The 16,819-nt window shown below is 39.6% G+C and carries 29 protein-coding genes and 1 pseudogene; 4 read left to right on the top strand and 26 right to left on the bottom strand.

What is annotated here, in order from left to right; genetic code table 11:
- Window positions 1–186 carry a hypothetical protein gene (locus ArsFIN_RS15500; RefSeq protein ID WP_135677669.1) on the top strand — a complete coding sequence of 62 codons (186 nt, stop codon included), beginning with the start codon at window positions 1–3 and terminating at the stop codon, window positions 184–186.
- Window positions 187–258: 72 nt separating this feature from the next.
- Here the strand turns inward: ArsFIN_RS15500 and ArsFIN_RS15495 are convergent, their stop codons facing one another.
- From ArsFIN_RS15495 to ArsFIN_RS15465, 8 genes and pseudogenes are all read right to left on the bottom strand, one after another.
- Window positions 259–807 (bottom strand): hypothetical protein, encoded by a 549-nt coding sequence (locus tag ArsFIN_RS15495; protein ID WP_135677670.1) that lies wholly within the window; start codon window positions 805–807, stop codon window positions 259–261.
- Window positions 808–1,075: 268 nt separating this feature from the next.
- The gene (locus ArsFIN_RS15490; protein ID WP_026823957.1) at window positions 1,076–1,360 is read right to left on the bottom strand and encodes a helix-turn-helix transcriptional regulator; all 285 of its coding nucleotides are present in this window, start codon (window positions 1,358–1,360) and stop codon (window positions 1,076–1,078) included.
- 74 nt (window positions 1,361–1,434) lie between these two features.
- On the bottom strand, window positions 1,435–1,659 hold the full coding sequence (locus tag ArsFIN_RS15485; protein WP_026824086.1) for a helix-turn-helix transcriptional regulator: 225 nt from the start codon (window positions 1,657–1,659) through the stop codon (window positions 1,435–1,437).
- A gap of 15 nt (window positions 1,660–1,674) precedes the next feature.
- Window positions 1,675–2,862 (bottom strand): tyrosine-type recombinase/integrase, encoded by a 1,188-nt coding sequence (locus ArsFIN_RS26505; RefSeq protein WP_034250440.1) that lies wholly within the window; start codon window positions 2,860–2,862, stop codon window positions 1,675–1,677.
- Window positions 2,863–3,027: 165 nt separating this feature from the next.
- Window positions 3,028–4,041 (bottom strand): annotated as a pseudogene (locus ArsFIN_RS26500) (terminase large subunit); the annotation flags it as partial.
- A complete protein-coding gene (locus ArsFIN_RS15475; protein WP_135677583.1) occupies window positions 4,041–4,517 on the bottom strand; it encodes a phage terminase small subunit P27 family in 477 nt (158 codons plus the stop codon). The pseudogene ArsFIN_RS26500 and the gene ArsFIN_RS15475, both read right to left, overlap by 1 nt.
- A gap of 115 nt (window positions 4,518–4,632) precedes the next feature.
- Window positions 4,633–4,992 (bottom strand): HNH endonuclease, encoded by a 360-nt coding sequence (locus tag ArsFIN_RS15470; RefSeq protein ID WP_135677546.1) that lies wholly within the window; start codon window positions 4,990–4,992, stop codon window positions 4,633–4,635.
- An 8-nt stretch (window positions 4,993–5,000) separates the two neighbouring features.
- Entirely contained in the window at window positions 5,001–5,468 is a 468-nt protein-coding gene (locus ArsFIN_RS15465) for a hypothetical protein (RefSeq protein ID WP_135677969.1), read from the bottom strand.
- A 130-nt stretch (window positions 5,469–5,598) separates the two neighbouring features.
- Between ArsFIN_RS15465 and ArsFIN_RS15460 the strand changes: the two genes are divergently transcribed.
- Window positions 5,599–5,994: a hypothetical protein gene (locus ArsFIN_RS15460; RefSeq protein ID WP_135677967.1), complete on the top strand. Its 396-nt coding sequence runs from the start codon at window positions 5,599–5,601 to the stop codon at window positions 5,992–5,994.
- A 242-nt stretch (window positions 5,995–6,236) separates the two neighbouring features.
- Here the strand turns inward: ArsFIN_RS15460 and ArsFIN_RS15455 are convergent.
- The 6 genes from ArsFIN_RS15455 to ArsFIN_RS15435 all read right to left on the bottom strand — a co-directional run bounded on the left by ArsFIN_RS15455 (window position 6,237) and on the right by ArsFIN_RS15435 (window position 8,620).
- Window positions 6,237–7,081, bottom strand: a protein-coding gene (locus ArsFIN_RS15455; RefSeq protein ID WP_135677415.1) for an IS5 family transposase whose coding sequence is annotated in 2 segments (ribosomal slippage) — window positions 6,237–6,736 and window positions 6,736–7,081 — 846 coding nt in all. Because the reading frame shifts where the segments join, the coding sequence is not laid out codon by codon here.
- Between the two features lie 37 nt (window positions 7,082–7,118).
- Window positions 7,119–7,379: a hypothetical protein gene (locus tag ArsFIN_RS15450; protein ID WP_135677965.1), complete on the bottom strand. Its 261-nt coding sequence runs from the start codon at window positions 7,377–7,379 to the stop codon at window positions 7,119–7,121.
- A gap of 64 nt (window positions 7,380–7,443) precedes the next feature.
- Window positions 7,444–7,671 carry an Rz1-like lysis system protein LysC gene (gene lysC, locus ArsFIN_RS29165; protein ID WP_425322472.1) on the bottom strand — a complete coding sequence of 76 codons (228 nt, stop codon included), beginning with the start codon at window positions 7,669–7,671 and terminating at the stop codon, window positions 7,444–7,446.
- Window positions 7,586–7,966, bottom strand: coding sequence for a hypothetical protein (locus ArsFIN_RS27605; RefSeq protein ID WP_246067253.1), 381 nt, complete (start codon window positions 7,964–7,966; stop codon window positions 7,586–7,588). The genes lysC and ArsFIN_RS27605 overlap by 86 nt, the downstream gene beginning before the upstream one ends.
- Window positions 7,936–8,418: a lysozyme gene (locus tag ArsFIN_RS15440; protein WP_135677963.1), complete on the bottom strand. Its 483-nt coding sequence runs from the start codon at window positions 8,416–8,418 to the stop codon at window positions 7,936–7,938. Before ArsFIN_RS15440 ends, ArsFIN_RS27605 begins: the two co-directional genes overlap by 31 nt.
- Window positions 8,378–8,620 (bottom strand): phage holin family protein, encoded by a 243-nt coding sequence (locus tag ArsFIN_RS15435; RefSeq protein WP_135677961.1) that lies wholly within the window; start codon window positions 8,618–8,620, stop codon window positions 8,378–8,380. Before ArsFIN_RS15435 ends, ArsFIN_RS15440 begins: the two co-directional genes overlap by 41 nt.
- 186 nt (window positions 8,621–8,806) lie before the next feature.
- Here ArsFIN_RS15435 and ArsFIN_RS15430 point away from each other — a divergent pair, with 186 nt between their 5' ends.
- Complete coding sequence (locus tag ArsFIN_RS15430) at window positions 8,807–9,040, top strand: hypothetical protein (protein ID WP_135677837.1); 234 nt, start codon at window positions 8,807–8,809, stop codon at window positions 9,038–9,040.
- Between the two features lie 11 nt (window positions 9,041–9,051).
- Here ArsFIN_RS15430 and ArsFIN_RS15425 read toward each other — a convergent pair whose 3' ends face one another.
- Entirely contained in the window at window positions 9,052–9,306 is a 255-nt protein-coding gene (locus ArsFIN_RS15425) for a hypothetical protein (protein ID WP_135677959.1), read from the bottom strand.
- A gap of 211 nt (window positions 9,307–9,517) precedes the next feature.
- Complete coding sequence (locus ArsFIN_RS28280; RefSeq protein WP_276489389.1) at window positions 9,518–9,643, bottom strand: hypothetical protein; 126 nt, start codon at window positions 9,641–9,643, stop codon at window positions 9,518–9,520.
- Window positions 9,644–10,022: 379 nt separating this feature from the next.
- Here ArsFIN_RS28280 and ArsFIN_RS15420 point away from each other — a divergent pair, with 379 nt between their 5' ends.
- Window positions 10,023–10,193, top strand: a complete 171-nt coding sequence (locus ArsFIN_RS15420) for a DUF1883 domain-containing protein (RefSeq protein ID WP_135677839.1) — start codon at window positions 10,023–10,025, stop codon at window positions 10,191–10,193.
- Here the strand turns inward: ArsFIN_RS15420 and ArsFIN_RS15415 are convergent.
- From ArsFIN_RS15415 to ArsFIN_RS15365, 10 genes are all read right to left on the bottom strand, one after another.
- Window positions 10,149–10,346, bottom strand: a complete 198-nt coding sequence (locus ArsFIN_RS15415; protein ID WP_135677840.1) for an immunoglobulin domain-containing family protein — start codon at window positions 10,344–10,346, stop codon at window positions 10,149–10,151. The two genes, ArsFIN_RS15420 and ArsFIN_RS15415, sit on opposite strands and share 45 nt — an antisense overlap.
- Window positions 10,347–10,394: 48 nt before the next feature.
- Window positions 10,395–10,640 carry a hypothetical protein gene (locus ArsFIN_RS15410; RefSeq protein ID WP_135677841.1) on the bottom strand — a complete coding sequence of 82 codons (246 nt, stop codon included), beginning with the start codon at window positions 10,638–10,640 and terminating at the stop codon, window positions 10,395–10,397.
- Window positions 10,637–11,587, bottom strand: a complete 951-nt coding sequence (locus tag ArsFIN_RS15405) for a DNA cytosine methyltransferase (RefSeq protein WP_407061990.1) — start codon at window positions 11,585–11,587, stop codon at window positions 10,637–10,639. The genes ArsFIN_RS15410 and ArsFIN_RS15405 overlap by 4 nt, the downstream gene beginning before the upstream one ends.
- A 58-nt stretch (window positions 11,588–11,645) precedes the next feature.
- On the bottom strand, window positions 11,646–11,822 hold the full coding sequence (locus tag ArsFIN_RS26495; protein ID WP_167876702.1) for a hypothetical protein: 177 nt from the start codon (window positions 11,820–11,822) through the stop codon (window positions 11,646–11,648).
- Between the two features lie 281 nt (window positions 11,823–12,103).
- On the bottom strand, window positions 12,104–13,144 hold the full coding sequence (locus tag ArsFIN_RS15395; RefSeq protein ID WP_026824092.1) for a DNA-methyltransferase: 1,041 nt from the start codon (window positions 13,142–13,144) through the stop codon (window positions 12,104–12,106).
- 67 nt (window positions 13,145–13,211) lie between these two features.
- Complete coding sequence (locus tag ArsFIN_RS15390; RefSeq protein WP_135677955.1) at window positions 13,212–13,577, bottom strand: RusA family crossover junction endodeoxyribonuclease; 366 nt, start codon at window positions 13,575–13,577, stop codon at window positions 13,212–13,214.
- A 498-nt stretch (window positions 13,578–14,075) separates the two neighbouring features.
- Entirely contained in the window at window positions 14,076–14,417 is a 342-nt protein-coding gene (locus ArsFIN_RS15385; protein WP_135677954.1) for a transcriptional antitermination N peptide, read from the bottom strand.
- A gap of 443 nt (window positions 14,418–14,860) precedes the next feature.
- On the bottom strand, window positions 14,861–15,271 hold the full coding sequence (locus ArsFIN_RS15375; protein WP_135677952.1) for a hypothetical protein: 411 nt from the start codon (window positions 15,269–15,271) through the stop codon (window positions 14,861–14,863).
- A gap of 96 nt (window positions 15,272–15,367) precedes the next feature.
- Entirely contained in the window at window positions 15,368–16,057 is a 690-nt protein-coding gene (locus tag ArsFIN_RS15370; protein WP_135677849.1) for a metallophosphoesterase, read from the bottom strand.
- Window positions 16,058–16,144: 87 nt separating this feature from the next.
- Window positions 16,145–16,666, bottom strand: a complete 522-nt coding sequence (locus tag ArsFIN_RS15365) for a phage N-6-adenine-methyltransferase (protein ID WP_135677950.1) — start codon at window positions 16,664–16,666, stop codon at window positions 16,145–16,147.
- Window positions 16,667–16,819: the final 153 nt, after the last annotated feature.

Here is a 16,819-nt window from a genome sequence, read left to right as displayed (position 1 = left end):
GTGTCAACCATTAGTATGTCAGGAAAAGGAAATAAACAAATAGCACTAAGAGTTGAACCGCCATTGGAGCAAGGAATAAAAACAGCATTATTAGAAGACGGCGATGCTTCTGTTTCAGCTTGGATTAAACGAATAATAAGGAAAGAATTAAAATCACGGGGTATCAACTTAGAATCCAAGGGGTAAATGATGCATAAAATTCCTTTAATTATATTGGCTGTACTTGTAGTTTTGTTATTTATCAAATCATGTGCACCATCAATGATCCCATGCGGAAAAAATGAAGGAGATCTTTTGCGTCCAATTTGTGAAAAAATCTTTGGCATCCCCCCCTAAAGGCTGAAATCGCTTAGATACATATTCCGCTGATTGCTTCTGAGCCAATCCAGCCAACCCAACCAACCCGATATTATCGGGTAGCCTCATCATCAGAGAAAAATTTCCTTGATGTTCTGAGTGACCATGAGCCACTCGCTTTGTTTGTTTATTAACCGTTCCTCTTAATGATGAATGGTTATTTTTTGCACTACTCAAATTTGAGTAGATGAGGTATTTTAAGCTGCGGTTAGATGGTTGTTTTGTATACTGCACAAATTGAATCAACCTATTGTTTTTAATGCTTTCTTTTGTGCGCACCTCTCTAATGGCTTGTACACCCATGTTGTTTAATTTCTGAACTACACTTTTTGTGTAGTGACCTACACTTTTTTTGTAGGTCGACTTGTTCAGGCGATTAAATATATCGCCCCCCTGATTTTTGGCATAAAGAAGCCCTTCACGGTTATTCACCGTGTTTTGAATGTTCATATTGAACCTTATTTAATTAATTGAGCGGTGAGTCATGCTGCTTGGTCAGAAAAAGGGGACTTTCGGTAATCACTGCCTGCCAGGGAAAGGAAAGAATTTTTTTCTAACCGACTTCCTCTTTAAGTTGTTACAGGTCTTTATAGGTTTTTAGAGGTATTTTATCTACCTATACCTAATTAACTAATTGATATTAAACGGATTAAATGTAATTGGTACAGGTGATACAGGTTTTTTAGGTTTTCTGCCAAAAAGGGGACTTTTCCCCTCATCAGTGAGATTGACGGCTGTAAGGATTATTCACGTTCTTCACCTCTGGCGGATTGCGTGCCCACCATAGAACATCGCTTAATAGCCATGAGACGGAGTTCTTTCCCATAGGTATACGCTTAGGAAATTTTCCTTCTTCCTCTAACACCCATCGACGGGAACGGGATAAACCAGATATCTGCTTACATTCGGCTTCCCTGATTCGGCGATCATACTTTTGACCATATTCATCTAAAATAAATTGTCTTTCTTCTCTGGTAGGTTCAGTAAATTTAACCGTTATCATTATTTCTTCTCCATAATAAAAAAACCCCGATTAACGGGGTTCAATTCATGACATTTAATTTTTATACGTTCTAGTTATTCAGGTTTCCATGTGCCTTTTATCCAAGCCTGAACTTCGGATAATCGGTATAATCTGGTTTGTAGTCCTATATTTATTTTTAAAGGAAATCTGCCCCTTTTTTCTAAATAATATCTATGATTTCTACCTAGCGAAGTTAACCATTCACATTCTTCTTCTTTAATTAATCGGTCAATTTCATCCATATTTTCTATCTCAGCACGAGTTAATATTAGTATCATAAAACCATCTTCTTTTTATAATGCGTTTAAATAATCTACCCACCAAACAAGCGCTTCTCTTTTCCTATTCATATATTTACTTCGATTGTATATTCCCGCTACACCAGTTAATGTGTGACCAAGTAATTGTTCAATAACATTATGTTCAAATCCGTTATCACTAAGATTTGTAGCGATTACTCTTCGCATATCATGTGGAGTCCATTTTTCTAAATGATTAAGCCTTTTCCATATTTTTATCATGCTGATACTGGCTGCACTCTGACGCATGTTAAAACCAATTACCCTCTCTCTATTACAAGTTGCTTTGTTTAATAGTGATAGCCATTGTTTAAAATTATAGGGAATGGGTCTAATAATTTCTCTACCATTTTTACTATGATGAGGGGGGACTCGCCATATATCATTTTCTAAGTCCCATTCATCCCATGTTGATAATATTATTTCAGAAAGACGACAACCAAAGACAATAAGAAATTTTAAAATAATTCTATTTTCATATGAGATAATATGATTATCATATTCTTTATTCACATAATGCCACAGCGCTTTTAATTCATCCTTTGTTAACACTCTCTCTCTTTTATTTGATTTTTTTCCTACATCACTTACATCTAAATCGTCAATTTCATGGCTGATTGCATATTTTCTAACCCTACAAAATTTTAAAGCCTGTTTTGTTGTTTTTAACATTGCGCCTGCTTGTACCGGAGCAACTTTTTTTATTCTATCGAAACAGTTAACCCACATAGACAACGAACAATCATTCAATGGAATATCTCCAATATCGGAATAAATATGTTTCATGAAACAACTTTGAATATATTTTGCGCCTTTTCTTTTATCTTGAGCATAATTATTAATCCAGTATTCTAAGCTATCTTTGACTGTAACAGGTTTCAGTAAATCATCTTTGGTTATTTTGATTTGTATTCTCGGATCTTTACCCCCAGCTAACCATATTCGACAATTATCTCTCTGCTCCCTTGCGGCTTTTAAACTTAAATCTGGGTACTTGCCTAATGTTAACCATATAGGCGCGCTCTTTCTCCCGTAAAGGCGAAAGAAAAAAACAAAACTTATCGTACCTGTTTTACTTATTCTTATAGCTAACCCATTACCATCAGCAATAGTTTGTTGTTTTTCGCTTAATTTACCATGTAAGGATCTTAACTTTTTATCACTGAGCTTGTTGACTGCCATGTAGCGCCCTTTTTTCAATTTGCAATACACATTGCAATACACAGAGTTGTGTAAAAACCAGAAAACACGAAAAAACACGAGAACAATAAAAAATGAATAATCTATTTTATATCAGTATCTTACAAACAACACGAGGACGGCTAATCCATTATAATTAGCAGATATTACATTCTTTGTTATAAAATTCGTCCTAGCTGAAACCTGCTCCTGTGCTTTTTTTGCAAGGCGGCGCATATCATCCCATCGCTTGCAAATACCTAATCCAGGATTGGCTTTTTGCCACATCTTCTCGTCAAACGGATCATCTTTCTTGTCTAGGGTATAAATAATGCCAAAGAAGGAATCGTCTTCAACCTGCCCCTGTAAAACCTTGATGGCATAATCGCGTAATTCGTAGCATATGCCTTCTTTATTAAATCCAGCGGTGGTAATACCGAAGAGCAAGGATTGTAATCTTGCACCTGTTGCCGTCTCTAATACGTCCCAAACATCACGCGTTTTGTGTGCGTGCAGTTCATCGACAATACCGCAATGGATATTTAACCCGTCCAAATTATTTGCATCGCTGGATAGTGGTTCGAATTTTGAAGCGGTGACTTCTTGATAAATCGCTAATTTATTGAACTCAAAACATTGACCAAGGGTATGTTTAGCCTTCCTTATCATGTTTTTTGCATCTTCAAAGACAATGCGAGCCTGATCACGAGTCGTGGCGGCTGAATAAACCTCTGCGCCACCTTCGCCGTCTGATCCGGTCATATAAAGTGCAATACCTGAAGAAAGCGTTGATTTGGCATTCTTACGGGCAACTTCGTTATAGGCGGTACGAAAACGTCTGACCATCACGACTCGTCCACTGCCATCATTACGGATTACCCTTTCCCCCGTTTGTTCATCGACTAAAGGGATAACAAATCCAAAAATATTGATCAGGATAAAAATATGCCAATCCATCAATTTTATAGTTTGACCGGCAAGATTACCTTTTACATGGGGCACAAACTGATAGAAATTAAGGATATGTTGTGCGCGGGGGAAGCTAAAATAGATACCCCGTTCTTCACCATGCTCAAGGTCATTCAAAAAGCGTTGACACGCCAATCGTACATATTCACACGCGATGATATCACCCGACACAGCGCGTTGTGCATAGCTAATGCCTTCCGCTACTTTTGCCATTAGTCTATCCTGCTTTTCAAAAATTCGACAAACGGATCTATTTCGTTTGAAGCCTTACCGTTTACTTTTGACCTGCTAGCGGGGGTCATGCCGAATTCAGCTTGCATTCTGCAAATGCGCTTCCACGCATCGGCCATCATGGCAACTTGCGGATGTGGACGGATCATGACGTTGCCGTCAGTGGATGTTGTCTTGTAGGTCTCGCCTTCTTTGTCAATAACATCTCGATGTTTTCGCCATTCGACATACGCCCCAACCAGCAATTCCAGAGCCATACCATCGATAGCAGTAATAACGCCTATCGCATCTAGCCGTTCGCAAAGAACCTTAAACCAGTAGCGTTCTTGCTTGTTAAAGTGTTTTGGTGTTGGGGGAACCCCTTTTTCGGGTTTTGGCTCATTTTTATTAATTGCCCTTTTTGAAGGATTACCCCTTATCAAACGTAGATGTGTCGGTGTTTTTGGGGGTCCAGACATAATTTAAAATTCCTATTAATCGCGCAATTGGGATACCTATAAAAAGGTTTTCTAACCTGCGGTGGTGTAAAAAAAGGCAAATCGGCGGTTCCCAAAGGTAAAAGAGGGAGCGATTTTACCCGCCCCTCCCTCGCTTTTCTCTTGCGGTCTTCGTGCGATGGCATGGCCAACATAACGCTTGCAAGTTACTTTCTGCATCATTGCCGCCTGTTGCTTTTGCGAGAATATGGTCAACGGTGGTTGCGGTTATCAATCGCCCTTCAACTAAACATCCCTGACACAAAAATTTATCACGTTTTAATATTTTTTTACGGAGATGATCCCACTTTGTACCATAGCCACGCTGATGACGGCTTTTACCTTGTTGATAATCTTTCCAACTTTGGTTTCGATGTGCGTCACAGTACCCACTGCATTCAGTTGTTGTCTTGGCACAACCGGGTTTGCGACAGGCACGAGGAATACGTGGCGGCATAGTCCTCCTTAAGCATTCACTTCTTCTGCTGACCGATAAATGTAATCTTTTAAATATATATCAGGCGCATCAACTATCATCTCATCAGTCACAATGAAAGAGGCCTTAACACGTGGAATTTCCTGCGGTTTACTCTCTATAACCGTCGATTCCTGATTAGAGAGTATCTTGCCATTAACGGTAAGTGCATAGCCTTTAAACACACCCCTAATAAACAGTTTTGATAATTTTATCGATGTCTCTTTTTCATCATTGATTTGTTTATCTCTTGCTTTTTTCGCGCCTTCTCGAGCACCTATATTACAAGCCTCTTGTACTGCCATTTGCAAACTGGCTGGATATGTTTTCTCTTCGTTAATTGACCCCATTTGTTGCATCAAATTAGCAATACGTTCCAAGCGATCTTCTAATTTAATGAGATCACTATCATCAGCCTTTATTCTTACTCTAATTTCTGGTGCATTTTTTTCAGACATAGCTCACCTATTTCAAATTAATGGTAATCTTTAATAATTATTTCCAACTGAATGGTGGCCAACCTGTTAAACCACCACATAGCAAGCCAAAAATAAACGTAATTATTGGATAAAGGAGCCACCAATATTCATGAATGATTTGATAAAAATCCTGCAACTTTACTCACCTCTGATTAGTTTATTAACATTTTTCCTAGGGTTATATATTGGTAACAAACACGCCATTGGTAGAGACAAAAGACAAGAGTTTAATGAACGTGCTGAACCCATAATTGACTATTTCGATTATATGCAGTCATGGTTTGAACAACGGGGTTTTACTACGGCATTCCTTTTACCAGAATTCGCGATAACCCGCTTAATGCGACGGTTATCTAAAAGAAAACAGAAACGTTTCGATGCTTTAATTCGTCAATATCAATCGACTTTTAATCAGCTCAAACATGAAAAATCCAGAACTGAAGAGGCATACACTTTATTGTTAAAACAACTTGCAGATATAAAACAATTTTTACGCTTAAAATAAATCAAAGCTAACCAATACACTGTGTTTTGATATAACTCTGTAAGTATTCCGTCTGCTTCTCATTCTCAATTATCATCGCTGGGAGATAAAAACTTAACAGACATTTTCATCACAAAAATAGTGATAAAAAAAATAATTCCTGTCGCTATCCAACCACAATAAGCCAAACTGACGAACTCAATGCAAATCAGAACTTTATTCAGCATTTTGCTAAAATTTGTTTGATTGTTAGGCTGTGTCCCTTAATTGCGTAATCGGCGGTAAAACAAGCGAATGCAGCCCAGTTTCACCATTGCTAGATAGTTTCTTGCCGTTTTTTCATAACGTGTAGCGATCCGGCGATATTCCTTTAAACGGCCAAAACACCTTTCCACAACGTTGCGATGGCGATAAGCATCACGATCAAGTTGCGAGCGTCCATCTGAAGCCAGTTTTTCATTTGATTTTCGGGGAATAACCGTTTTCATCCCTTTTCTTTTCAACTCGTTACGTAGCGCATTCCCAGAGTAGGCTTTGTCAGCCAGTACCGTATGACCACGACGCTTCATGCTGCCGTTCTGGCGTTGCACGCCAATGCCGTCCAGGAGTCGTAGCGCGAACAGGCTTTCGTGAGCCTGCCCAGCACTCAGTACGATGTTTAGCGGGATGCCGCTTCCGTCAGTCGCCATGTGGATTTTGGTGCCATAACCACCTCGTGAGCGACCCAAGCTGTTATCGTCGGTAATATCGGGATGTTTTTTTGAGCACCAGCCGCACATTTGAGAGCACGAATATTACTGCCATCCAGCGCAATGGCTGACCAGTCAACCAGTTCATGAGCATCAAGAAATGAAAGCAACTTATTGAAAATAATGTTAATAGTTCCATCCTTTGACCATCTGTTGAAACGGTTATAAACGGTTTTCCATGGGCCGTAACGTTCAGGTAAATCACGCCATGGGGCGCCTGAACACAGTATCCAGAACATGCCGTTGACGATTTTGCGATGTTCTGCCCACGGCCGACCGACCCGCGAAGATGTCAAAACGGTTGGCAACAAGGGCTCAATGATTGCCCATGCTTCATCAGAAAGATCGTAGCGAGCCATAATTCAAAGTATCGTAGAAACAGATGGATACTATAGCTCAAGCAATTAAGGGACACAGCCTAATTCTTTTTGCATAGTTAATAAATCCTTCTCTAGCTTCACCTCTAGACAAATTAAGTATTTTGACAAAATTAATGTTCAAGGTTGACATTGCTACCGCCAATACAATAAAACACCAAACCAGTGCAACACCAACGTTAAAAAACGGATTATTTTTAAAAACAACACCGGAAAAAATCAACATAGAGAGAATGCAATGCACCCAAGTTTCCTTAACGCTATCTATTATTTTTTTCACTTATTTTTCCTATTGACACTGTGTTTTGATGTACTGCTGTAGATATTCCGTCTGCTTTTCGTTCTCAACTATTATTTCTCTGCGCTTCAATTCGCTTAATTGCCTGTTTGTCAAGATTACACTGCTCAATCACTGTCAGTAACTGCTCATTGAGTACCAGACTATCACGCCATGTCATCATATCTGTGATGGCTGGCGGCAAGCAGTCAGCGAGTAGGTGAGGGGGTATCGGAATGTGAGGAGCCTGAACGTATTCGGTTCGTGTGCTGCTGCAACTCGACAACAGCGCCATTAGGGATAATGCGACTGGCGCAGTCCAGATTGACGACATGCGTTTTAATTGCTGCTTGTGTTGCCTCAGAGTCAACTGCTTTACGCTGACGGGTCTCACTATTAATTCGTGCAATATCATTGATTACCCTCATTGACTGAAAAGCATTAGTCGTAATGGCTATCTGGTTATTGAGTTCAACGGTGAGTTTTTTATTCAATGACCTGACTTCGTTTAAGGACGTCAACAACCAAGATGCCCATAAGATTAATGCAACAATAATCACTACGACAAATGCGTGAGGTCGCCATAACATATTACACTCTCTATTTCTCGACGGGTCATTAACCCTTTCCACTTTCTGCCATCGACATAAACCCATCGCTTCATCTCATCACAAGCGCCCGTTCGGTCATCAGCGTTGAGCTTTTTGAGTAGTGTGGATTTCCCAAAATTCCCCACGCCCACGTTGTAAGCAAATGAGTAAAGGGCTGCTTGAGTCAGTGTATTGATACTCACCTTAACCAGTGGGTCAACATAGCGCTTAACGGCGTTCAAATCGTCATCAAGCCACTTATCACAATCTTTTTGTGTGTACTTACGATTACGTTCAATATCGTTGCCTGTGTGACCGTAGCAAACAGAAAGAATACCACCCCCGTCAAAATAGGGTTTAAGTCTTAATCCTTCGAAATGGGTTATCATACTTGAGGCTAAAAACACCGCACTACCCCCTGTTGCCATCACTATTTTTTTCGGTATTTTCATACTGACGCTCTTTGAGTCTGTACTCCTTTTTGCGGTAGTACACGTTGATAAAAAATGTCCCTATCGTGCAGCCGATACCCATCACCGCAACCCACTGGTCAAGGGTTAAAAAATCAAAAAACGTTGTTATAACGCCACCGATGGAGGTCATGATGCCCCACAGATAGGCAGCGGGTGTTGAATATTTTTCTGACATGCGCATATACCCTCCTACTGAGGGTTCCATTGCTTTGAATTATTTGTTAAAAAAGAGGAGGGCATAAATTTTTCATGATAATTTTCCAAAAAAGAATTCAAAGCATCAAATAGATATTTGAGATAAACTTTCAATTCAGCCCAGAGTAACCAATCTAAGGGATGGCTGATTAACTTAGATGTGAGGATTTATATGACATATCAAGCCATTGATTTAGTTATTTTAGCAAGAAAAATCGAAGCGATTCAGTCAGCTTTAGCAATTACATTAGCAAGTCTAGACACTGCTAATTTTGCGACTAAAAGTAACGTAATTTCAAATCTGGAAGATTTTGCAGAAAAAAATTCAGACCCGATAGTAAAAGAAGCTTTTTCGGAATTAGCTAGCAGAATAAAGAATCTTCATGTTGATGTGAAAAAGAACTAACCTGTTTATGGCTAATTTATAATAGCTTCTAATATAAAATTATCTTTTACCAAGACTTTGTCTATGACTGCTTGTTGATAAGTAACTTTACAATTTGTTTTAAAATTGGATGTAGCCTTTTTTACATGGGTTAAATCTAAAGCATTTTGAAGAATAGCATTAACACTATGTTCTGATTTAGTACAGTAGTTCACTTTATTCATCTCTGTGAACTGTTTTTCCAATTCACCTATTCTACTTTCTAATACTTCCATACGTTCGTCCATACTTTAACCTCATGTTTAACAATTGAACAGGGAGCCAGCCGCCTTACCCATTTTGATGATTGTTTTTGTGAGTATTGCGGTGGCTTATTTTTAATGCTTATTCAGGTTTTTTTGCAGGTAACACCGCCCAGTAAGCGTAATCACCTGGTCTAAAAGTGGTATAATCGCCGTTATCCCAACCCTGGAAATAGAGAGAAACTTGCCGTCTGAGTCAAAAAGCGCCTACCACAACATTGTAATAATCAAAACGATTAACGATGATATATTGACGGGGATATTCTTCGGTACCTGGTTTAACTCTGGAAGGTTTTAATTCAAGGTTTAATGTTTTAGTCATAAGATTTCTCTTTGTTATTATTGTTATCAATTATCCCGTTCCCTGATGTTATTAATCCCCTTTCCCTAAAACAAAAAAAAACACCTCAATGGGTGCTATTTTTGTGTATTCAGTTTGTCAGTATTACGGTGGCGTAAACGAAAAAACCATCATCAGGGAGGAGTTAAAAATTCGTAAGTCGATCTTTTTTTGCTCAAGAATATAATAACGACATATAGTGTATATTCTCAGTGCTAAACACTATATATAGGAATCCCTGATAGGGAAAACTATCAGGGATAGAAGATAAAACGACAAGGTTTTACATGTGATCACGCATTTAGTTTATTCCACTTGATGATCTGTGTAAAGCCCTGTTTATATACAGGACTAATTATTAATGAATTTCTTACACAAAAGAATGCAATTAAACACAGGTGACACTGTTGTTATAAATAGTACCCATCAATGCAACATACTTATGACAACGGACTCTGAATTTAATAATTATCGTAATGGAAGAACCTCAGCTACCCTCAGACATTCTATATCTGTCATTCCAGCACATTAACTCCGCTCTAGACTGTTCTAGTGCATATTCCAGGGCGGATATAATTTCATGTTGCGTTCCGTCCTTCATATATCCTTTTGATGCCATGCCTTCACCTTTTTCGTTATCTCTATACCAAACGACTTCCTTTTTATTTTTTATAATAATCCGCATAAAATACCTATGACATTACTTGTTTGCATTTTTTCCTTTGATTTTCAACTATTTCTTCAGGGCATCAAGGAATACACTAAAATAAATTAAGATAGCAGGAACTATCATGACACCAATAACCAGGAGTTCTTGTCCACCTAAACGAAGATCGCCTAATTCTCCATGCCTGAATTTAATTTGTGGGTCAATAATGGTATTGGCATGCGCAAGATGTCCAACTATCAGTTCGAAGGCAAACGCTGCACTGATAAACAATAATGTCGTGATTAATAATTTGATGATGTTAAGTTTCATGGTTTGGCCTCTAGATAAGCCCTTACAAATTCTTCCGCAACTGGCGCAACGATGGCATTACCGTAGGCGCGCAATCGTCCCACTCTGGCGGTAATCCCATCAACCAGCGGGCATGTGCAGGGTTCAACTGGCCGCCACTTGCCATCGCGGCAGCAGAGCCAGTCAGCCTTTCGCCAGAAGCCGTTAGTCGGCAAGCTGTTGGTTCCTGCAATTCCAGATACGGGGGCGCACTGTTGATCAGGTAAGGAATGTCTTTCAAATCCTGGCGGTAGCTCCCTTCCAACATTCGATTGCGGTTTCCGTCCTTTTTCAATCTCGGCGCTCTCACCCCAGCGTTGCTGTCTATTGCTTTCGGCGTGCCCCAGCCCGTCAGCCAGACCAGACGACCCAATTGAGATTTGATTGCTGCATTGCATTCCCTGCCATCTTTCCAGTCGCGCGAAGTCGGTGTTGGCCACCCAATACAGTCTCTGTCTGATATGCGGCGCACCGAAGCCCGCAGCGCATAAATCAAGCGCTGCTGTGGTGTAGTTCTCTGCTTCCAGGTCAGTTTGTACAAGGTCGAGCCAGTTGAGGCCGTCTTTGCTTGCAACCTGCTCACCAAAAATAACGTCAGGTTTGCACTGCTGGATGAGGTGAAAGAACGCGGGCCACAAGTGCCGCTCATCAGCAAATCCTTTACCTTTGCCTGCCGCGCTGAAAGGTTGGCAAGGGCAGCTTCCTGTCCAGACTGGCTTGTTATCGGGCCATCCTGCATTACGCAATGCGTATGACCAGACACCCATTCCGGCGAAGAAATGGCATTGTGTGTAGGGTTTAAGGTCATCGGGTTTAACATCCTCTATTGAGCGTTCATCGACATCACCATCGGCAATATGACCCGCAACGATTAAATTACGCAGCCATTGCGCCGCGTAAGGGTCAATTTCGTTGTAATAAGCAGGCAAAATAATTCCTTAACTTGAAGTTTTATTTTTATTTGTAGAAAACATCAGGAGGAGGGAATTACTTTTTAACGCAAATCGCTTTGGCGTTGATATCCTTGAAAGTCTCAAATTCCCGCTCAAACTGTTTAGCAGCGAATTGACACATATTTTCAGTATCAAATTCCTGTGTATGAAGGCTGGCTACGTTACTGGATGAGTAAGGACTGGCATACATAGCCAGGATTAATATCCACATGGGGTACTCCTCGTTATCTTTTGATTTGAGGCTGATACTTTCCAGCCCATACTTTGGCAGCATGTAGACAATCTGCAAAAATCCTGCCCTTTGTACTCGCTGAATTTCGGCAATAATGTTCCACGGCGATATCTGCACTGATTCTGGCTACAGATTGCTCGTAACCCTGCTTAACAAGTTCATTTACCACATGATTTTCAATGAATTCTATGTTGTTCATAATGATCGCTACTGTGCTTCCTTAAAAAGTTAACAATAATTGAGCTTCTTCAATTAAACCCTTAACCTTCTTCGTATATGCTGCCTTTCAATTGGTGTAATGATTGGGAGAGGTTTTCTATTTCTTTTTTGGTCTGCATAAATCGATCTGTTTCCAATTCCACGCCGATAGCTTGCCGACCTAATTTAATTGCGGCTTTCACCGTTGAGCCTGATCCCATAAAGAAATCCGCTACGGTATGTCCCGACTTGCTACTGGCGTTAATAATGTGTTCAAGCAATGCGGCTGGTTTTTCACAGGGATGTTTGCCGGGATAATACAGTACGGGTGGAAAATTCCACACATCGGTATACGGCACGTCTTTGGTGACAGAAAAAGGTCGGCGCAAGTTTTCATATTGTCGCTTAAGATCGCCATAGCTTTTCGTCAGTTCACCGTAATCACGCTGAAGTTCATTGTAACTTTTGGAGAAAGACGGCACTAACCTTTTCTCTGCTGCTTTTTGTGAAAAGAATTGTTGCAAACGTTCATACTGTGTTTCGTTCGGTAGCTGCCACTGAGAATACGAGAACCAATGCCGGTGCATGTAGCTTCCCATATACTGTTCAATTTCTTTGCCCGTGATATTGAGTTGATTTTTTGCGTTGATGAAATAATCAATCAGTGGGGCGAACACTTCGCTTTTTGCTGTATCCTCTACCCCGTACTGCTCGGCAAACAATATTCGCTCAGTGCTTGGAAAAAATGCGCGTAGCGATTCTTTTGAGCATCCAGTCCAACGACCATAAGGTTTAGCCCAAATAATATGATTTAACACCTTCATGTGGTTTCTCAGCATAATTTCCGTATCAGCGGCTAACGTTGAGCTACAAAACAGATAGAGACTGCCGTTTGGCTTTAATATCCGCTGGAATTCAACAAGATAATCATCTAGCCACGCTAGATATTGTTCGGTCGTTTTCCATTGCCTGTCCCATGAACAGGATTTAACACGGTAGTATGGCGGGTCAGTCAATATCAGGTCGATAGAATCATCAGGAAGTGTTTTGACGTATGGTAAAGCATCGCCGTTAACCAATATCGGCTGGTTTGAAAAAGTCATCGTTTTACCTTGGATTTAAAATGAGATTTACCTTGTTGGGTATTGATGATTTTTTAGTCAGCGACGGTTAACAATATTCATCAATGACGACGACACACTTACCACCTTTCACGCCGCCGGTGTTGTTAATTTTTTCAACGGTCATCACGCGAACCTGGCTATCATCATTCCAAACGTCCGCTCCAGTTAAAGAATCGAGTACGCCTTTGGAATAATTGTCCACATCACGCTTTATCTTGTTGGGCAGATAGAGTTGCATCGATACAGAGACCTCACCTTCAAATTTTTGGCAGCCGGATTTCTGGCGCATTTCATTAACAATTTTTGCCGTTGTTGCTTTAAATTCTTTTGCCTTATTACTTAGGTAAATTCGTTTTGAATTATGTCGCCAATAGGTATTAACACTAGGTGGAAAAGGGAGTTCGATTATCATGTTTTCATTCAAGCCTTATAGGGATAACTCCCATCTGATACTAGGTTTGCTTTCATCAATAACAATAATACCCATTTCACCTCCTGAGAATAGGTTTTGGTGGTGTGTGACGGTGCTATTCGGTTTATATTTACAGTCATGTTGGTAGTGCCCTGGTGTTGGTTGTAACTTCATGACTGTATTTTGGTTATTTCATACACCCCAAAACCGACTGTTTTGGTGTTTTATGGTTCGTTTTTTTAGCGAAAGGTTAATAAGAAAAGGCATAATCGCTTATTATGATTATCCTGATGCGCCGATGGTTTTTACTGGGGATGAGAAACAGCTTTTCAAACTAACTAACTATTACAAAAATATTTTAAAGTGTGTAAATATTTAAGTTATTTTATTGTGGGAAAAGTTCGCCATTCAATCTCCTGAAGCAGATGAGCATTAACTAAAAACACAGTGCTAACCGATTCTCTATCAAAAAACCTAATTGATAGGTGCTTATTTTTATCAACCATTAACGGTTACTCCAAAATGTGATTTAGGTTTATTATTAAACCGACTAGAAGTATACAAAGCTGCTATAGGCAAACAGCAATTATCAAATGCGTCATACACTTTAGTAGGGCGAATTGATATTGCCTTTTTTACACGATTAATCACCTTTCTTTTTAGTGAAAGAACAGAGCGTTTAGTGTTTGTTGGTGTTTGTTGCTGAGAGGGTTTGCTTCGATTTAAGGCTGCTTTCAGTGCCATATTAAGTGCTTTGTTATAGTTATAGGCTGCTTGCCTGGCTCTTCTACGCTCATGTCTTCTACTACGAGCATTATCATAACCATGAAAGTTACACATATTACCTCCTGACAATAAGTTTTGGTGGTGTGTGCCGAAGGTATCCGGTTTAGATTTACAGTCATATTGGTAGTTCCCTGGTGTTGGTTTTAGCTTCATGACTGTATTTTGGTTATTTCACACACCTCAAAATCGACTGTTTGGGTGTTTTATGGTTCTATTTTTCAGCGTAATGGTGTTAAAGAGCGGTACTGCTTAACTGCATTTAAATTTATTGCGTCTGTCTTTTCACCACGTCAAGCTAAGGAGTATCCTTGGAGTTCCAAACAACAACCAGGAAAGTATAAAAATGTCATTTAAAGATATAGTACAAAGTCATACTATTGAGCTAGGCGATCTGCTTCGCCAACTTGAAGGATATCCTCCTGAAACCCGTGTTTATTTCGGTGGTCTTGATTTCTATCGTATAAACAGACAGGGTGAAAACCTGATTCAGATTGAATTCAACCAATCGGTTTATCGGACAACCGAAGATCTCTTGGTGGTTGAAGACCATTCAGAATAGCTGCTGCATATACATTGGCTTTTATATAATTAACGGGGGCGTAGTCTTCATCTATTCTCCCTTTTGTAACCCGCCTAAATGCGACTTCATTTTTACCTAGCTGAATAATCCATGATATCGGATATTTTTCAGCGTTGAAAACATGCTGTGGAACCGTGTCATACTTCGATACCCTGTTTTTTTGCTCAGGAACTTCTTCACCTGTTTTTGGGTCAACTTTATACGGATATGCCACACTATTTTTAAGCGTATCTAACATTTTACGTGCTTTAAGGCTAGCCTCCATCCATTGGTAAATTTCTTCTATCGTATTGTCGTTGGCAATGATTTCAGGTTCTTTCTTCTGCATGATGACCTCTTTAATAATGAGTGAAATTTGCCTGATTATTTAGCCACCAGGCGAGAGTAATTTCTCTTGTACCCCTACAGAGAGCAATAGCGTAAATTATTTTATTTTCTTCAATGTCAGCTCTTGACCAAATACAGCTCCTGTATCTATATATAACTGGTTGCTTCTATGACACACGCCTTTAATCATTGGAGTGTGACCAAAAATAAATAGATCTGCGCCTTTAATTTTCCTGCTTTCTTGCTGTTTGATTCTTTTTCGATTCCAGATAACATCTTTTTTATTAACGTTCTTCCCAAATTCATATTCATCATCAGGATAGTCAGCATGAGCAATAATTATTTTTTTGTTATTAACATTTAATTCGATAATGAGAGGTAATTTTTCAGCTAATTTTAAACATGCTTTAGCTAATATTTCCTTTTCATAATCAAGCATAAAAAACCACTGGCCGCCGTTATATATCCAGTTGTTAACATCGCCTGTTTTTAATGCACTAATAGCCATCGCTTCATGATTACCACGAACAGCCTTAAACCACTTTTCATTTAGCAAACCAAGACATTCAACGCTCTGATTACCTCTATCTATCAAATCACCCACAGATATAATCAAGTCTTTTTCTTTATTAAAATTAACTTTTTGCATTTTATCGATGAGTAAATCATAGCAGCCATGAAGGTCACCTACAGCATAAATATGACGATATTGATCACCGTCTATTCGCTGGTAAATCGGATAGTTTAAATTAATGGTTATCCCTCCTGCATTCAGTTCAATAGTCATTCACATATCGAATGGCACTAAGGTATAAAATGATTGGAAGAACAACGATGAGGAATAATAATCGGATAAAAATATTGATATATTTAATCATGTTGAACAACCTATTGTGAGCGGCAATAATTCTTTTTTGCGTATGTGTGTCATTCTGCACATCTCTCTTCCTAAAGGCCGCCAAATAAATAAAACGCTGCCTTTACTGTTTCCTGATATACCTTGTTCACCTGTTTCAGCTGAAACAAATGACAGTCTACCCTCGGTAATAAAGCGAATTTCGTCAGCCGTATTAAGACCTTCATAAAACCAGGCTGTAGACGTATCGGAAGGGAGTAGCATCACAATAGTCTGATTCTGTTTTCTACACTGCTCAGCCGCTTTTTTCACCCAAGGCATAATCTTGCTGTAGGGCGGATTACAGAAGATAGCACCGTTGCTATTCCAGTCGCATGTCAGTGCGTCTTGCTGTTCAGTTAAAAACGCTTTGCATAGCGCGTTGTTTTTATCGGCGGCAGCATCCAGTTTGAAATTAAATTCAGCATCAAGTGTTTTAAAAACGCCAATAGGTGTACGCCAGCGATCTTTGAATGGTTTCGGTGTATGACTGATTAGCATAATTTCTAAACCACAGTAGAATTTTTGTATAACGGAGAGTTCCAGAGTTTGTTAATCATACAGCGTGGGGTGGGGTGATTATTACCGCTTTCTACCAGTTTAACGGCGACATCCCATAATTCAGGATCGCTGTTAAGTGTTTTCTCAACATGA

It is taken from the genome of Arsenophonus nasoniae, assembly GCF_004768525.1.
GTDB classification, from domain to species: Bacteria; Pseudomonadota; Gammaproteobacteria; order Enterobacterales; family Enterobacteriaceae; genus Arsenophonus; species Arsenophonus nasoniae.
Note: the sequence above shows the minus strand (reverse complement) of the source record. Positions and strands in the feature narration are given on the sequence as shown.

Excerpts from the sequence above, each read along its gene's own strand:
- ArsFIN_RS15495 (WP_135677670.1), bottom strand. The coding sequence starts at position 807 with ATGAACATTCAAAACACGGTGAATAACCGTGAAGGGCTTCTTTATGCC.
- ArsFIN_RS15490 (WP_026823957.1), bottom strand. The coding sequence starts at position 1,360 with ATGATAACGGTTAAATTTACTGAACCTACCAGAGAAGAAAGACAATTT.
- ArsFIN_RS15485 (WP_026824086.1), bottom strand. The coding sequence starts at position 1,659 with ATGATACTAATATTAACTCGTGCTGAGATAGAAAATATGGATGAAATT.
- ArsFIN_RS26505 (WP_034250440.1), bottom strand. The coding sequence starts at position 2,862 with ATGGCAGTCAACAAGCTCAGTGATAAAAAGTTAAGATCCTTACATGGT.
- ArsFIN_RS15475 (WP_135677583.1), bottom strand. The coding sequence starts at position 4,517 with ATGTCTGGACCCCCAAAAACACCGACACATCTACGTTTGATAAGGGGT.
- ArsFIN_RS15470 (WP_135677546.1), bottom strand. The coding sequence starts at position 4,992 with ATGCCGCCACGTATTCCTCGTGCCTGTCGCAAACCCGGTTGTGCCAAG.
- ArsFIN_RS15465 (WP_135677969.1), bottom strand. The coding sequence starts at position 5,468 with ATGTCTGAAAAAAATGCACCAGAAATTAGAGTAAGAATAAAGGCTGAT.
- ArsFIN_RS15460 (WP_135677967.1), top strand. The coding sequence starts at position 5,599 with ATGAATGATTTGATAAAAATCCTGCAACTTTACTCACCTCTGATTAGT.
- lysC (WP_425322472.1), bottom strand. The coding sequence starts at position 7,671 with ATGGCGCTGTTGTCGAGTTGCAGCAGCACACGAACCGAATACGTTCAG.
- ArsFIN_RS27605 (WP_246067253.1), bottom strand. The coding sequence starts at position 7,966 with ATGTTATGGCGACCTCACGCATTTGTCGTAGTGATTATTGTTGCATTA.
- ArsFIN_RS15440 (WP_135677963.1), bottom strand. The coding sequence starts at position 8,418 with ATGAAAATACCGAAAAAAATAGTGATGGCAACAGGGGGTAGTGCGGTG.
- ArsFIN_RS15435 (WP_135677961.1), bottom strand. The coding sequence starts at position 8,620 with ATGCGCATGTCAGAAAAATATTCAACACCCGCTGCCTATCTGTGGGGC.
- ArsFIN_RS15430 (WP_135677837.1), top strand. The coding sequence starts at position 8,807 with ATGACATATCAAGCCATTGATTTAGTTATTTTAGCAAGAAAAATCGAA.
- ArsFIN_RS15425 (WP_135677959.1), bottom strand. The coding sequence starts at position 9,306 with ATGGACGAACGTATGGAAGTATTAGAAAGTAGAATAGGTGAATTGGAA.
- ArsFIN_RS28280 (WP_276489389.1), bottom strand. The coding sequence starts at position 9,643 with ATGACTAAAACATTAAACCTTGAATTAAAACCTTCCAGAGTTAAACCA.
- ArsFIN_RS15420 (WP_135677839.1), top strand. The coding sequence starts at position 10,023 with ATGAATTTCTTACACAAAAGAATGCAATTAAACACAGGTGACACTGTT.
- ArsFIN_RS15415 (WP_135677840.1), bottom strand. The coding sequence starts at position 10,346 with ATGCGGATTATTATAAAAAATAAAAAGGAAGTCGTTTGGTATAGAGAT.
- ArsFIN_RS15410 (WP_135677841.1), bottom strand. The coding sequence starts at position 10,640 with ATGAAACTTAACATCATCAAATTATTAATCACGACATTATTGTTTATC.
- ArsFIN_RS26495 (WP_167876702.1), bottom strand. The coding sequence starts at position 11,822 with ATGTGGATATTAATCCTGGCTATGTATGCCAGTCCTTACTCATCCAGT.
- ArsFIN_RS15395 (WP_026824092.1), bottom strand. The coding sequence starts at position 13,144 with ATGACTTTTTCAAACCAGCCGATATTGGTTAACGGCGATGCTTTACCA.
- ArsFIN_RS15390 (WP_135677955.1), bottom strand. The coding sequence starts at position 13,577 with ATGATAATCGAACTCCCTTTTCCACCTAGTGTTAATACCTATTGGCGA.
- ArsFIN_RS15385 (WP_135677954.1), bottom strand. The coding sequence starts at position 14,417 with ATGTGTAACTTTCATGGTTATGATAATGCTCGTAGTAGAAGACATGAG.
- ArsFIN_RS15375 (WP_135677952.1), bottom strand. The coding sequence starts at position 15,271 with ATGCAGAAGAAAGAACCTGAAATCATTGCCAACGACAATACGATAGAA.
- ArsFIN_RS15370 (WP_135677849.1), bottom strand. The coding sequence starts at position 16,057 with ATGACTATTGAACTGAATGCAGGAGGGATAACCATTAATTTAAACTAT.
- ArsFIN_RS15365 (WP_135677950.1), bottom strand. The coding sequence starts at position 16,666 with ATGCTAATCAGTCATACACCGAAACCATTCAAAGATCGCTGGCGTACA.